This is a genomic window from Rubellimicrobium thermophilum DSM 16684 (genome assembly GCF_000442315.1).
Lineage (GTDB): Bacteria > Pseudomonadota > Alphaproteobacteria > Rhodobacterales > Rhodobacteraceae > Rubellimicrobium > Rubellimicrobium thermophilum.
This window is the reverse complement of the sequence record NZ_KE557320.1, coordinates 315,043-328,789: the sequence shown is the minus strand read 5'-3', so window position 1 is coordinate 328,789 and position 13,747 is coordinate 315,043. Positions and strand designations below refer to the sequence as shown.

General features: G+C 71.0%; 16 protein-coding genes and 1 pseudogene. 5 read left to right on the top strand and 12 right to left on the bottom strand.

The features are described 5' to 3' along the window. Positions 1-33: 33 nt before the first annotated feature. Positions 34-735, top strand: coding sequence for an aminoacyl-tRNA hydrolase (pth, locus tag RUTHE_RS02580; RefSeq protein ID WP_040645167.1), 702 nt, complete (start codon positions 34-36; stop codon positions 733-735). Positions 736-746: 11 nt separating this feature from the next. Next, a complete protein-coding gene (locus RUTHE_RS02575) occupies positions 747-1,130 on the top strand; it encodes a DUF2237 family protein (RefSeq protein WP_021096692.1) in 384 nt (127 codons plus the stop codon). On the opposite strand, the gene RUTHE_RS02570 is transcribed toward RUTHE_RS02575, so the two are convergent. Both RUTHE_RS02570 and trpB read right to left on the bottom strand, forming a co-directional pair. Continuing rightward, positions 1,127-1,732 (bottom strand): Peptidase propeptide and YPEB domain protein, encoded by a 606-nt coding sequence (locus RUTHE_RS02570; RefSeq protein ID WP_021096691.1) that lies wholly within the window; start codon positions 1,730-1,732, stop codon positions 1,127-1,129. The two genes, RUTHE_RS02575 and RUTHE_RS02570, sit on opposite strands and share 4 nt — an antisense overlap. Before the next feature lie 117 nt (positions 1,733-1,849). Then, positions 1,850-3,085 (bottom strand): tryptophan synthase subunit beta, encoded by a 1,236-nt coding sequence (trpB, locus tag RUTHE_RS02565; protein WP_021096690.1) that lies wholly within the window; start codon positions 3,083-3,085, stop codon positions 1,850-1,852. Positions 3,086-3,309: 224 nt separating this feature from the next. Here trpB and RUTHE_RS02560 point away from each other — a divergent pair, with 224 nt between their 5' ends. Then, the gene (locus RUTHE_RS02560; protein ID WP_021096689.1) at positions 3,310-3,945 is read left to right on the top strand and encodes a DUF4893 domain-containing protein; all 636 of its coding nucleotides are present in this window, start codon (positions 3,310-3,312) and stop codon (positions 3,943-3,945) included. On the opposite strand, the pseudogene RUTHE_RS02555 reads toward RUTHE_RS02560, so the two are convergent. From RUTHE_RS02555 to RUTHE_RS02535, 5 genes and pseudogenes are all read right to left on the bottom strand, one after another. Continuing rightward, a pseudogene (locus tag RUTHE_RS02555) lies at positions 3,935-4,640 on the bottom strand (phosphoribosylanthranilate isomerase). The gene RUTHE_RS02560 and the pseudogene RUTHE_RS02555 overlap by 11 nt on opposite strands. A 25-nt stretch (positions 4,641-4,665) precedes the next feature. Beyond that, positions 4,666-5,019, bottom strand: a complete 354-nt coding sequence (locus RUTHE_RS02550) for a lipopolysaccharide assembly protein LapA domain-containing protein (protein ID WP_021096687.1) — start codon at positions 5,017-5,019, stop codon at positions 4,666-4,668. Positions 5,020-5,074: 55 nt separating this feature from the next. Continuing rightward, entirely contained in the window at positions 5,075-5,359 is a 285-nt protein-coding gene (gene ihfB, locus RUTHE_RS02545; protein ID WP_021096686.1) for an integration host factor subunit beta, read from the bottom strand. A 186-nt stretch (positions 5,360-5,545) separates the two neighbouring features. Further along, positions 5,546-7,207: a 30S ribosomal protein S1 gene (gene rpsA, locus RUTHE_RS02540; RefSeq protein ID WP_021096685.1), complete on the bottom strand. Its 1,662-nt coding sequence runs from the start codon at positions 7,205-7,207 to the stop codon at positions 5,546-5,548. A gap of 126 nt (positions 7,208-7,333) precedes the next feature. Further along, positions 7,334-7,573, bottom strand: coding sequence for a hypothetical protein (locus tag RUTHE_RS02535; protein ID WP_021096684.1), 240 nt, complete (start codon positions 7,571-7,573; stop codon positions 7,334-7,336). Positions 7,574-7,670: 97 nt separating this feature from the next. Between RUTHE_RS02535 and RUTHE_RS02530 the strand changes: the two genes are divergently transcribed. Both RUTHE_RS02530 and RUTHE_RS15260 read left to right on the top strand, forming a co-directional pair. Next, on the top strand, positions 7,671-8,582 hold the full coding sequence (locus RUTHE_RS02530) for a LysR family transcriptional regulator (protein ID WP_021096683.1): 912 nt from the start codon (positions 7,671-7,673) through the stop codon (positions 8,580-8,582). A gap of 102 nt (positions 8,583-8,684) precedes the next feature. After that, positions 8,685-9,434: an alpha/beta fold hydrolase gene (locus RUTHE_RS15260; protein ID WP_021096682.1), complete on the top strand. Its 750-nt coding sequence runs from the start codon at positions 8,685-8,687 to the stop codon at positions 9,432-9,434. Here the strand turns inward: RUTHE_RS15260 and RUTHE_RS02520 are convergent. From RUTHE_RS02520 to metK, 5 genes are all read right to left on the bottom strand, one after another. Next, entirely contained in the window at positions 9,431-10,072 is a 642-nt protein-coding gene (locus tag RUTHE_RS02520) for a (d)CMP kinase (protein ID WP_021096681.1), read from the bottom strand. The genes RUTHE_RS15260 and RUTHE_RS02520 overlap by 4 nt on opposite strands. Beyond that, entirely contained in the window at positions 10,069-10,311 is a 243-nt protein-coding gene (locus RUTHE_RS16350) for a hypothetical protein (protein ID WP_021096680.1), read from the bottom strand. The genes RUTHE_RS02520 and RUTHE_RS16350 overlap by 4 nt, the downstream gene beginning before the upstream one ends. Next, on the bottom strand, positions 10,301-11,653 hold the full coding sequence (aroA, locus tag RUTHE_RS02510) for a 3-phosphoshikimate 1-carboxyvinyltransferase (protein WP_021096679.1): 1,353 nt from the start codon (positions 11,651-11,653) through the stop codon (positions 10,301-10,303). Before aroA ends, RUTHE_RS16350 begins: the two co-directional genes overlap by 11 nt. Positions 11,654-11,689: 36 nt before the next feature. Next, positions 11,690-12,394 carry a tRNA (guanine(46)-N(7))-methyltransferase TrmB gene (trmB, locus tag RUTHE_RS02505; protein WP_021096678.1) on the bottom strand — a complete coding sequence of 235 codons (705 nt, stop codon included), beginning with the start codon at positions 12,392-12,394 and terminating at the stop codon, positions 11,690-11,692. Between the two features lie 150 nt (positions 12,395-12,544). Then, positions 12,545-13,738, bottom strand: coding sequence for a methionine adenosyltransferase (metK, locus tag RUTHE_RS02500; RefSeq protein ID WP_021096677.1), 1,194 nt, complete (start codon positions 13,736-13,738; stop codon positions 12,545-12,547). Between the last annotated feature and the right edge of the window lie 9 nt (positions 13,739-13,747).

Genomic DNA, 13,747 nt, shown 5'->3' with positions numbered 1-13,747 from the left:
GCCGCCGCCCGCCGCCGCGCTAGAACGGCCCGCATGAAACTCTGGGTCGGCCTCGGCAATCCCGGCACGAAATATGCCGGCAACCGTCACAATATCGGCTTCATGGCGCTCGACGCCATCGCCGCTGCGCATGGATTCGGCCCCTGGCGGGCCCGCTTTCGCGGCGAGACCGCCGAAGGCGTCCTGTCCGGCGAGAAGGTCCTGCTGCTCAAGCCGCAGACCTTCATGAACCTTTCCGGCGAATCGGTGGGCGAGGCGGCGCGCTTCCTGAAGATCCCTCCCGCCGATATCACGGTCTTCCACGACGAGATCGATCTGCCCCCGGCGCGGCTGCGCCTGAAGGACGGGGGCGGGCATGCCGGCCATAACGGCCTGCGTTCCATCCATCAGCATCTGGGCGAGGGATACCGCCGGGTGCGCCTGGGCGTCGGTCATCCGGGGCACAAGGATGCCGTGGCGGCCTATGTCCTGCATGATTTCGCCAAGGCCGAGCAGGCCTGGCTCGAGGATCTGCTGCGCGGCATCGCCGAGGGGGCGCCCCTGCTGGCCAGGGGGGACGGGGCTGGTTTCCTGAATGCCGTAGCGCTACGGGTGAATCCGCCGCGGCCGCCCAGGCCCCGGCCCGCGGCAGACACCGCCGGGCCCGCCACGGGCGCCAGCGAACCGCCGGCCGGGGCCGCCCCGCCCGCCGGCCCGGCAGAGGCGCTGCGCCGTCTGGTCGAACGCTTTCGCTGAGAGAGGGCGGAATGGAACCGGAGGAGAGCATCAATGTCCTGGGTGGGCCGCTCGAGCCCTGTTCGCTGCGCCCCCTCACCGGCTTCTTCCGCAACGGATCCTGCGACACCTGCCCGCAGGATCGCGGATCCCACACCGTCTGTGCCGTCATGACGGCCGAGTTCCTCGCCTTCTCGAAATATGTCGGCAACGATCTGAGCACCCCGCGCCCCGATCTGCGCTTTCCGGGGCTGAAGCCCGGCGATCGCTGGTGCCTCTGCGCGGGCCGTTTCCTGCAGGCGCATGACGAGGGCTGCGCCCCTCGGGTCCGGCTGGCCGCGACGCATATCCGCGCGCTCGACATCGTGCCTCTCGAGGTGCTGCGCGCCCATGCCGAAGAGTCGGAGGAGGACTAGCCGGCCTGCAAGGCAGCCAAGGCGGGCAGGCGCAGGATGGACGGGGGCAGCCCCGTCCCGGTTCCTCTGCTCAATCCACGGTGATCGTGGCCGCAGCGCCACCGCCCTGCCCGCTGTCCGGGTCGGCCACGCCCCCGAGGATGGAAAGGCCGCTCTTGTTGTCGGTTCCGCCCCCCCAGGCCCGGCGCATGCAGAAGCCCCCCCGTCTGCTGCCCGCCCGTCTGCTGCCCCCGCGTCTGCTGCCCGCGCGTCTGCTGCCCGCGCGCGCGCCCTGCCGCACCCTCTGCGATGGCCTGCCCGGTGGTCTCTTCCGCGTCGGGGGCCTGGAGGGGCCGGGCTTGCAACAGATCCAGCAGCACCTCGCCCGTGGCGGGGTTGAAGACGATCTCGCGCCGGCCGAGCGGTCCGATGGCGACGATCCGGATCCGCCCCGCGGCCGTCTGCGAGATCTCGAACCCTTCATAGCCCGCGGCGCGCAACTGTTCGATCACGGCCTGGGCGGCTCCCTCGGCACCGGCCTGATCGGCGCGGGAGGCCGTCGCCGGCAGGGCCAGAGCGAGCGCACAAGCGAGAACCAGACGGATGGGGCTGACTGTTCTCATGGTCATCCGCACAACGCCGGTGCCTTCGGATGGATCGGGGTCAGAGGCCGGCCCGATCGCGATCCGCTGTGCCCCCTGCCGAAGCCGGACGATCAGGGAGCCCGAGGGCCCCGGGTCTCAGACCTTCACCTCCACCCCCAGATGGCGGGCAACGGTGAAGATATCCTTGTCGCCGCGGCCGCACAGGTTCATCACGATCAGGTGATCCTTCGGTAGGCCTGGCGCGATCTTCATCACATGGGCCAGCGCATGGGACGGTTCAAGCGCGGGGATGATCCCTTCCGTTTCGCAGAGGAGGCGGAAGGCCTCGAGCGCCTCGGCATCGGTGATGCTGACATATTCGGCGCGGCCTGTCTCGTGCAGCCAGGCATGTTCGGGGCCGATGCCGGGATAGTCGAGGCCCGCAGAGATGGAATAGCCCTCGAGGATCTGGCCTTCCGCATCCTGAAGCAGATAGGTGCAGTTGCCGTGCAGCACGCCGGGGCGCCCGCCGGTCAGAGAGGCGCAGTGCTCCATCCGGCTGTCCACGCCCTTGCCGCCGGCCTCCACCCCGATGATGCGGACGGACGGATCGTCGAGGAACGGGTAGAACAGCCCCATCGCGTTCGAGCCTCCCCCGATCGCGGCGATGATCGTGTCCGGCAGGCGCCCTTCGGCGCGCTCCATCTGCCAGCGCACCTCGCGCCCGATGACGGACTGGAAGTCGCGCACCATCGCCGGGTAGGGATGCGGCCCCGCCACCGTGCCGATGCAGTAGAAGGTGTCGCGCACATTGGTTACCCAGTCGCGCAGCGCGTCGTTCATCGCGTCCTTGAGCGTGCCGCGGCCGGAGGTGACGGGAACCACCTCGGCCCCCAGAAGGCGCATGCGGAAGACATTCGGCGCCTGCCGTTCGACATCATGCGCCCCCATGTAGACCACGCATTTCAGCCCGAAGCGGGCACAGACCGTGGCGGTCGCCACGCCGTGCTGGCCGGCCCCCGTCTCGGCGATGATGCGGGTCTTGCCCATGCGCCGGGCCAGCAGGATCTGCCCCAGCACATTGTTGATCTTGTGCGCACCGGTATGGTTCAGCTCGTCGCGCTTGAGATAGATCTTCGCTCCCCCGAGCCGCTCCGTCAGGCGCGGCGCGAAATAGAGCGGCGAGGGCCGGCCCACATAATGTTCCCAGAGATCCTCCATTTCGGCCGCGAAGGCGGGATCGGCCTTGGCGCGGGCATATTCGGCCTCCAGCTCGAGGATCAGGGGCATCAGCGTCTCGGAGACGAAGCGCCCGCCGAAGGCGCCGAAGCGCCCGTGCTCGTCGGGGCCGGTGCGATAGCTGTTGGGCGGAACGGGGCGATCCTCGGGCATGGGCGGTCCTCCTCGGGGTTCCGAGGCCTTAGCGCCCGCAAGGCGGCGCGTAAAGGCGGGAGCGCGGCCGCGCCGCAGGGCCGCAGGCGCCAGAGGACCGGAGGGGCGGAGGGCCGGAGGCGCGCCGCTCTGCGCCCCCTTCCCGGCCCGGCCCCTTGGCATCCGCCCGGCAGACGGGCACTCTGGATTCCTGCCCCTCACTCATCCCCCCGCCGGAGATGTCCATGCGTGTCCGTCCTGCCCTGCTGGCTGCTGCTGTCGCCCTTGTGCCGATCGCCGGACAGGCCCAGGTCCGGGTCCGCGAGGCCGCGCCCGTCCTCAGCCATGGCGCCCTTCAGGGCATCCGCCCGGCCGATCGGGGGCGGCTCGATTCTGCCGATGCCGCGCTCGGCCGGGCTCTGGCGGGCGCCCTGGCCGAGGGGGCGCCCGGCGATGTCGCGCTGCTGGTCGAGGCGATGCGCGGGGCGCCGGGGCCGCTCGATCCGGCCGGCGACTGGTCCTGCCGGGTGCTCAAGCTCGGGGGGCTTCTGCCGCTGACCGTCTATGCGCCCTTCCGCTGCCGCATCGCCCCTGCGGGCGAGGGGGTCTGGCATCTGGAGAAGCTGAGCGGTTCCCAGCGGCTGAGCGGAACGATCGCGGCCGCCGACGGTCCCGCGCTCTATACCGGCGTGGGCTTCGTCGAAGGGGGACCGGCCACGGATTACGCGGGCCTGCCCCCCGACGACCAGGAACCGGTCGAGCCGGGTCAGACCCATGCGCAGGTGGGCTTCTTCGAGCAGGTCTCGCCGCGATCGGCCCGGTTGCTGCTGCCTTCGCCGATCCTCGAGAGCCGCTTCGACATCCTCTGGCTCACGCGGTGAAGGGGGGACGGTCCGCCACATCCCCGGGGAGAGAGGCCAGGGCGGCGGCAAAGGCGTGGATCAGCTGCGGATCCTTGACCCCCGGCGCGGTCTCCACCCCCGAGGAGACATCCACCTGCCGCGCCCCGGTGCGCCGCACCGCCTCGGCGACATTGGCCGGGGTCAGCCCCCCGGCGAGCATCCAGGGCAGCGGCGGCGTCAGTCCCGCCAGCAGGTCCCAGTCGAAGGCGGCGCCATGACCGCCCGGCCGGTCCGCCCCGGCCGGCGCCCGGGCATCCAGCAGGAGCTGATCCGCCGCCCCCACCCAGTCCCCGAGGCGGGCCAGATCCCCCTGCCGTCGCCACGCCCAGAGCCTTCATGACCGGCAGGCCCGCCCGTGCGCGCAGGGCGGCCGCGCGTTCGGGCGTCTCGCGGCCATGGAGCTGGATCATGTCGAGCGGCACGGCGGCAAGAACGGCATCGATCTCGGCGTCGGAGGGATCGACGAACAACCCCACCTTGGCGAGACCGGGCGGCGCGGCGAGGGCAAGGGTCCGCGCCCGGTCGACCGTCACCGCCCGCGGCGAGCGAGGAAAGAAGACGAAGCCGACATAGGCCACCCCGGCCAGGGCGGCGGCCTCCACCTGATCCTCGGCCGTCAGGCCGCAGATCTTGATGCGCACGCGCCCCCCGCTGCGCAGGGCGGCACCCGGCATGAGGCGAAGGCCCATGCCCCCCCCTTCAGCGCGCAGGCAAGGCAGCCAGGGCCGCCTGCACGGGATCGGCGGCAGCCTGCCGGCCTTTGAGCCGCTCGATCTCGAGGCGCAGGCGTTCCATCTCGCGCGCGGCCTCGCGCGCGGCGGCGCGTTCGGGGATCTCGCGGATCCATTCCCAGACGAAGCCTACAAGAAGGCCCAGGGCAAAGCCCAGCAGGATGACGAGGAACAGCGGCAGATCGAGACCGGGCATCAGGCCGATCTCGCGACCCAGCGCCTCGGGCAGGAGCTGGAGACGGACAATGCCGCGATTGGCCAGGCCGAGAACCACGAGCGCGGCGGCGACGAGCGCCCAGAAGGCGATGCGGAGCAGTCTCATGCGGTCTCTCTAGCCCCGGCCCGTCCTTGCGGCAAGGCGGGCGGCGCAAGACATCTCAGGCCTTGCCGTTCAGCCGGTCGCGCAGAAGCTTGCCGGTCTTGAAGAAGGGAACATGCTTTTCCTCCACCACGACGGGTTCGCCCGTGCGGGGATTGCGGCCTGTGCGCCCCTCGCGTTTCTTGACCGAGAAGGCGCCGAAGCCGCGCAGTTCCACCCGCCGCCCCTCGGCCAGAGCCTCGGTGATGCTGTCGAAGACGATGGAGACGATCTTCTCCACATCGCGCTGATAGAGATGCGGGTTTTCCTCTGCGATCTTCTGGATGAGTTCGGACCGGATCATCATGCCCCCAAGTCGTCCTGGCCGCCGGCCGGCCGCCGCATGCCGCCCACCATAGCGTGCCAAGGCCCGGCATACAAAGGCCTTTTTCGGTGACGTCGCGGGCAGGGCCGGAAAGGGGGACAAAGGAAGGGGCCCCGCCGTCGCCGGCAGGGCCCCCGAAGGCCATCGCACGGGGCCTCGCGGGGCTCAGCGATCCCCGCGCAGCGCCGCCCCGAGGATATCGCCGAGCGACGCGCCCGAATCGGACGAGCCGTATTGTTCAACGGCTTCCTTCTCCTCGGCGATCTCGCGGGCCTTGATCGACAGGCCGAGCTTGCGCGCCTTGCTGTCCACCGAGACCACGCGCACATCGACCTTGTCGCCCGGCTGGAAGCGCTCGGGCCGCTGTTCGGAGCGGTCGCGCGAGAGGTCGGAGCGGCGGATGAAGGATTTCAGGCCCTGATAGTCCACCTCGATGCCGCCTTCCTCGATCTTGGAGACGGTGACGGTGATGACATCGCCGCGCTTGACGCCGTTCAGCGTCTCGGCATGGGGGTCGTTCTCGAGCGCCTTGATGGAGAGCGAGATGCGTTCCTTCTCGACATCGACCTCGAGCACCTTGGCCTTGACGACATCGCCCTTGCGATAGGCCTGGATCGCCTCCTCGCCGCGCTGGTCCCAGCTCAGGTCGGAGAGATGCACCATGCCGTCGATCTCGCCGGGCAGGCCGACGAACAGGCCGAACTCGGTGATGTTCTTGACCTCGCCCTCGACAATGCTGCCTTCGGGATGGGTCTCGGCGAAGACCTCCCAGGGGTTGCGCTGGGTCTGCTTGAGGCCGAGGCTGACGCGGCGCTTCTGCTCGTCGATCTCGAGGACCATGACATCCACCTCCTGCGAGGTGGAGACGATCTTGCCCGGATGGACGTTCTTCTTGGTCCAGGACATCTCGGAGACATGGACCAGGCCTTCGATCCCCGGTTCGAGCTCCACGAAGGCGCCGTAATCGGTGATGTTGGTGACGCGGCCACGATGCACCGAGCCGATGGGATATTTCTGCTCCACCGAATCCCAGGGATCCTCCTGGAGCTGCTTCATCCCGAGGCTGATGCGATGCGTCTCGCGGTTGATCTTGATGACCTGCACGCGGATCGTCTCGCCGATGGAGAGGATCTCGGAGGGGTGGTTCACCCGCCGCCAGGCCATGTCGGTGACGTGCAGCAGGCCGTCCACGCCGCCCAGATCCACGAAGGCGCCGTATTCGGTGATGTTCTTGACCACACCGTCGAGCACCTGCCCCTCATAGAGCGAGCTGATGACCTCGGCGCGCTGTTCGGCACGCGATTCCTCGAGGATGGCGCGGCGCGAGACGACAATGTTGCCCCGGCGGCGGTCCATCTTGAGGATCTGGAAGGGCTGCTTCAGCCCCATGAGCGGGCCGGCATCGCGCACGGGGCGCACATCGACCTGCGAACCGGGCAGGAAGGCCACCGCGCCGCCCAGATCCACCGTGAAGCCGCCCTTGACGCGGCCGAAGATCGTCCCCTCGACGCGCTCCTCGCGCTCGAAGGCCTTCTCGAGCCGGTCCCAGGCTTCCTCGCGCCGGGCCATCTCGCGGCTGATGACGGCCTCGCCGCGGGCATTCTCGACATTGCGGAGGAAGACCTCCACCTCATCGCCCACCTTGAGGTTCGCCGGTTCCCCGTTCTGGGCAAATTCCTTGAGATCGACGCGGCCTTCCATCTTGTAGCCGACATCGATGATGGCCTGTCCGGCCTCGATGGCCAGGACCTTGCCCTTGACCACGGTCCCTTCCTGGGGCGTGTCGATCTCGAAGCTTTCCTTGAGGAGTTCCTCGAACTCCGCCATGCTGTTTCCAGCCAAGTGCGTATCCTTCACGGTTGCGGGCCAGGCGGTTGTCTCCGCCGGTCTGTGGGGGGGTGGGCGCACCCCGGCACAGGGCACGCGCGGGTCGCCCCTAGCGCAGATGCGCCGTCAGGGCAAGCCTTCGAACCGCCGGACCGCCCCCGGCCCGGCGCCGCAAGCTGCCGCCCCGCCCCGCGCCGCCGTCTGCCGCAACCCCTCCTGTCCGGGATCCGATCCGAACACCAGGGCGCGGCGCTGACGCGGCGACAGACCGCTCAGACCGATATCCGCCCTCAGCCTCTCGCTCTGCCCATCCAGCACCACAAGCGCCCCCCAGGCCGCCCACCAGCGCGCGATCCTCTGCCACATGGCGATCCCTCCTTCGCGGATGCGCCGGATCCTGATGCCTTGCCGATCTTTCGTGTATCCGTCATGATCGGCATGGGCCTTGAAGCAGGACTTCACAATGCCCCTGTCCGACCATGCCGAACTGCGCGCCTTTGCCGCCGTGCTGCGCCATGGCAGCTTCACCCGCGCGGCGGCCCAGCTGGGCGTCTCGCCCTCGGCCCTGAGCCAGACCCTGCGGCGGCTTGAGGATCGCCTCGGCCAGCGCCTGCTCCACCGCACCACCCGCAGCGTGGCGCCGACCGAGGCCGGGGCCCGCCTCGCCGCGCGACTGCTGCCCGCCCTGGAGGAGATCGAGGCCGCCCTGCGCGATCTTCGCGCCTCGGGGGAAGAGCCCGCCGGCCGGCTGCGGATCAATGCCACGCGCCTGGCCATGCCCTTTCTGGCCGGGATGCTGCCCGGCTTCCTGGCCGCCCATCCGCGCATCCGGGTGGAGATCGTGCCCGAGGATTCGCTGGTGGACATCGTCCGCGGGGGCTTCGATGCCGGGATCCGGCTGGGCGAGGTGCTCGAGGGCGACATGATCGCCGTGCCGATCGGCGGGCCGCTGCGGATGCTCGTGCTGGGCGCGCCGGCCTATCTGGAGCGGGCCGGCACCCCCGCCCATCCGCGCGATCTGCTGCGCCATCCCTGTGCAGGGCTGACGATGCCCACCGACCACAGCCCCTATCGCTGGGAGTTCGAGAAGGACGGCGAAAGCCTGCGCGTCGCCGTGGAAGGGCCGCTGGTCTGCAACATCGCGGCGGTGCGGCTGGCCTTTGCACGGGCGGGACTGGGCCTGACCTTCGCCTTCGAACAGGAGGCGGCGGCCGATCTGGCCTCTGGGGCGCTGGTGGCGGTCCTGCCGGAATGGACGCCGCCCTTTCCCGGCCTGCACCTCTATTATCCGAGCCGCCGCCTGATGCCGCCCGCACTGCGCGCCTTCATCGCCGCCGCCAGAGCAGACGCCCGCGCCGCCCGCCCGCGCGGGTGACATCCCCCCCTCACCCGCCCCCACGCGACGCTTTCCGTTGCGCCCGCGCGGTGCGAGAATCCGCGCGCAGCCCCCTGCCCCGCACCCGCCTGGAGCCCGCCCATGACCATCCCTGCTGCCGCCCTTTCCTGTGCCGCCATCGCCCTGGCCGCCGCCCCGGCCTGCGCCGACAGCTTCGTCCTTGTCCACGGGGCCTGGCAGGGCGAATGGGCCTGGGACGCCGTGACCCCGCTGCTGGAGGCGGAGGGCCATGCCGTGACCGCCGTCGCCCTGAAGGGTCTGGGCTCGCGCGCGGGGGAAGCCTCGCCAGAGATCGGGCCCGAGGACCATATCGCCGACATCCTGGCCGCCATCGAGGCGGCCGCGCCGCCGGTGATCCTCGTGGCCTTCTCCTACGGGGGCCGGCCCGCCACCGGCGCCTGGGACCGCGCGCGGGATCGCATCGCCCACGCCGTCTGGGTCGAGGCGCCTGCGCCGCTCTCGGACGGCGGTCTGCGCGCCGACGACCGGTCGCTGGCCTTCGTCGTGATGATGTATCCCGACATCGCCGATACCGGCATGATGCCCCCGCCCCCCACCGCGCGCGAGGAGCCGGGCCGCCCGCTCACCCCGATGCCGCTCAAGGCGCTGTATGGCGCCATCCCGATCGCCGCGCCCCTGCCCGGCGAGACGCCCGCAACCTATGTGTTCGCCGAGGACAGCAGCCTGCCCGCGCTGCGGCAATTGGGCGAGGCGCTGGCCGAACGGCGCGGCTGGACACTGCGGTCCGTGCCCGGCGGCCATGACGTGCCGACCGGGGCACCCGGGGCGCTGGCCGCGATCCTGCTGGAGGTGGCTGCAGCGACCGACTAGGCGCCCTGGCGGCGGCGGCTGCCCTCAGCGGCGACCAGCCTGTCCCGCACCACCGCGAGCGCCGCAGCAACCGCCTCGGCCACGGTCAGGTCCGAGGTATCGATCACCACCGCGTCCGGGGCCGGCCGCATCGGCGCCACCGCGCGCGCCGCATCGCGCGCATCACGGGCCCGCACCTCCTCGAGCGTCGCCTCATAGCTCGTGCCGAGGCCGGCCGCGCGCAGCTCCTCCCAGCGGCGGCGGGCACGGGCCTCGGGGCTGGCGGTGACAAAGAGCTTGGCCTCCGCCTCGGGGCAGATGACGGTGCCGATGTCGCGCCCGTCCATCACCGCCCCCCCCTCGCGCCGGGCAAAGCCCCGCTGGACGGCGAAGAGCGCCTCGCGCAGGGCGGGAATGGCGCTGATGCGCGAGGCTTCCTGCGAGACCTCGGGGCGGCGCAGGCGGGGGTCATCCAGCGCGACGGGATCCAGACCCCGTGCTGCGGTCACGGGATCCTCTCCCGCGAGGCTTCGCAGCGCCACCGCACGGTAGAGCAGTCCCGTGTCGAGATGGGCAAAGCCCGTCTCGGCAGCGATGGCGCGGGCGATGGTGCCCTTGCCGGCCGCTGCCGGCCCGTCGATGGCGACCGTGAAGATCATCGCCGCACCGCCCGTTCAAAGGCCCGCGCGGCCATCAGCCCGCCGAACACCAGACCGGCGATCCACTGCCGCCGCGTGGAGCGCCGTGCCGCGGCCGGATCCGCCCTCCCCGCCGCGGCCGCCTTGCGCGCGGCCTCCTCCCGTGCAGCCCGCGCGCGGCGCATGGCGACCGCCTCGGGCGTGTTGTCGAGCAGATCCTCGATGCTGCGGCCGTCATCGTCCATCGCGTCACCGTTCATCGCCGGGCTCCAGCACGGCGCCCAGATCCGTCATCAGCCCGGCAAAGGCAGGAAAGGACGTAGCGATGGGGCCGGCATCGTCCACCCCCATCCCCTCGCGCGAGGCCAGCCCGAGGATCAGCGCCGACATGGCGATGCGGTGATCGAGCCGCGTCTGCGCAAGGCCTCCGCCGCGCACGCCACCCGCGCCGCGGCCATGGACGATCCACCAGTCCGGCCCTTCCTCTACCTCCACCCCGGCGGCGCGCAGGACCTGGGCCATGGCCTCGATGCGGTCGCTTTCCTTGACGCGCAGTTCGCGCACGCCGCGCATCACGGTGGGGCCTTCGGCAAAGGCCGCGACAACCGACAGGATCGGGTATTCATCGATCATCGAGGCGGCCCGTTCGGGCGGAACCTCGACCCCGCGCAGCGCCCCGGAGAAGCGCGCGCGCAGATCGGCCACGGGTTCGCCCCCTTCCTCGCGCCGGTTCTCGAAGGTCAGGTCCGCCCCCATCTCCACCAGCGTCTGATAGAGGCCGGCACGGGTCGGGTTGAGGCCGATGGCCGGGACCAGCACCTCCGACCCCGGCACGATCAGCCCGGCGCAGACCGGGAAGGCAGCCGAGGAGGGATCACGCGGCACCTCGATGCGCTGGGGGCGCAGTTCGGGCCGGCCGGTGACGGCGATCTCGCGCCCCTCCGGACCGTCGGCGATGTGGATCTCGGCGCCGAAGCCCTTCAGCATCCGCTCGGTATGGTCGCGCGTGGCCTCGCGCTCGATGACGACGGTCTGGCCCGGGGCGTTGAGCCCGGCCAGCAGGATCGCCGACTTGACCTGGGCCGAGGGCACGGTGAGGGCATGGCGCACCGGCAGGGGATCGCGCGCGCCGACCACGGTCATCGGCAGGCGCCCCCCCTCGCGCCCATAGGCGCGCGCGCCAAAGAGCGAGAGAGGCTCGGTCACGCGGCCCATCGGCCGGCGACGCAACGAGGCATCCCCGGTGAAGGTCGCCGTGATGGGCGTCGTGGCCATCGCCCCCATGATGAGGCGCACGCCGGTGCCGGAATTGCCGCAGTCGATCACATCGGCCGGTTCGGCGAATCCCCCGGTTCCGACGCCATGGACGACCCATTCCTGGCCTTCCCGTTCCACCTGCGCGCCGAAGGCGCGCATGGCGGCGGCCGTATCGAGCACGTCCTGCCCCTCGAGCAGGCCGCGGATGCGCGTCTCGCCCACGGCCAGCGCGCCGAGGATCAGCGCGCGGTGGGAGATCGACTTGTCGCCCGGCACGGGGGCGGTGCCCCGCAGGGCATGGCCGGGGCGGGCGGTGAGGGGAACGGGCTGGCCGTGACCGGACATGGGGCCTCCTTGTTGCGCGTCTCCCTTAGCCTGCCCTCAGGCGCGGCGGAAGGTCAGGTAATGGGGCTGGCGTCCCTCGCGCAGGGCCTTGCGCTCGTAGCGGGTGCCGGGCCAGTCGGGCCAGGCCTCCGCAGCGGGGCCACGGATCAGCGCAAAGCCGGCGCGCGGCACCTCCTCGAGCGTCTGGCGCACATAGTCGTCGATATCGGTGGCGATGCGGAGCTCGCCCCCCGGCCGCATCGCGCGGGCAAGCTGGCCGAGGGGGCCCGGGGTGACGAATCGCCGCTTGTGATGGCGCGCCTTGGGCCAGGGATCGGGGTAGAGCAGGAAGGCCCGCTCGACAGAGGCTTCGGGCAGCACCTCGAGCAGGTCGCGTGCATCGCCCGGATGGAGGCGGACATTCGGCAGCGGTTCGGCCGCCAGATGGCCGAGCATCTGGGCCACGCCATTGACGAAGGGTTCGGCCCCGATCAGCAGCACCTCGGGATGGGCGCGGGCCTGGGCATGGAGATGTTCGCCCCCGCCGAAGCCGATCTCGACCCAGAGACGGTCAGGCAGACCGGAGAGGGGGATGCGCTGCGGATTCTCCTCCCAGGAGACGCCGCGCAGGCGGACGGCCTCCAGCCCCGTTTCCATGCGTTCGCGCTGAGCGGGGCGCAGAGGCTTGCCCTGACGGCGGCCATAGAGGTTGCGCCAGGGGCGCGGGGGAGAGGCGGGGGCACCGGGATCGCGGTCGGTCATGGGGCGGGCCTATGGCGGCCCGCGCCCGCAGGGTCAAGCCGCCCTGCCCCGCCCCAGAGCCGCCTGCCCAGACCGCAGGCCCCCTGCGGCCTGCCTCGTGCCGCCTGTCCCCGCTTGAGGCCCGGCTGTCCCCGCCGCGGGCCTTCGGCGTCAGGCCGCCCGGGCAACGGCGCGGCGCAGGCTGTCGGCCAGATCCGTGCGTTCCCAGGAGAAGCCGCCATCCGCATCGGGGGTGCGCCCGAAATGGCCATAGGCGGCGGTGCGGGCATAGATCGGCCGGCCAAGGCCCAGATGTTCGCGGATGCCGCGCGGGGTGAGGTCCATGACCTCCGGGATGGCCCGTTCGATGGCGGCGGCATCCACCGCGCCGGTGCCGTGCAGATCGGCATAGATCGACAGGGGTCGCGCGACGCCGATCGCGTAGGACAGCTGGATCGTGCAGCGGTCGGCCAGCCCGGCGGCGACGATGTTCTTGGCCAGATAGCGCGCAGCATAGGCCGCCGAACGATCCACCTTGGTCGGGTCCTTGCCCGAGAAGGCCCCGCCGCCATGGGGTGCGGCACCGCCATAGGTATCGACGATGATCTTGCGCCCCGTCAGCCCCGTATCCCCGTCAGGCCCGCCGATGACGAAGGCCCCGGTGGGGTTCACCCACCATTTCGTGGCCGGGGTGATCCAGCCTTCGGGCAGCACCTCGCGGACATAGGGCTCGACGATGGCACGGATGTCGTCCGAGGACTGGGCCTCGGATTCGTGCTGGGTGGAGACGACGATGGAAGTCACCTCGACCGGGCGGCCGCCGGCATAGCGCAGGGTGAGCTGGGCCTTGGCATCGGGCCGCAGGAGGGGTTCGGCCCCGGACTTGCGCGCCTCGGCCAGGCGGCGGAGGATGGCATGGGCATACTGGATCGGCGCGGGCATCAGCTCGGGCGTCTCGCGCGTGGCATAGCCGAACATGATGCCCTGATCGCCGGCGCCTTCCTCGCGCCCCTTCTCGCCGGTCACGCCCTGGGCGATATGCGCGGACTGTTCGTGCAGGAGGTTGCGGATCTCGCAGGTCCGCCAGTGGAATTTCTCCTGCTCGTAGCCGATGTCGCGGATCGCCTCGCGCGCGATGTCCTCCACCCGGTCGACCAGGTCCTTCATCTTCGCGCGGTCGGTCAGCCCCACCTCGCCGCCGATGGCGAGGAAATTGGTCGTGGCAAAGGCCTCGCAGGCGACACGGGCCCGGGGATCCTCGGCCAGGAAGGCATCCAGCACCGCATCCGACACGCGGTCGCAGAGCTTGTCGGGGTGTCCCTCGGAAACGGATTCCGAGGTGAAGACATAGTCGAGGCGGGACATCGGGGGGAG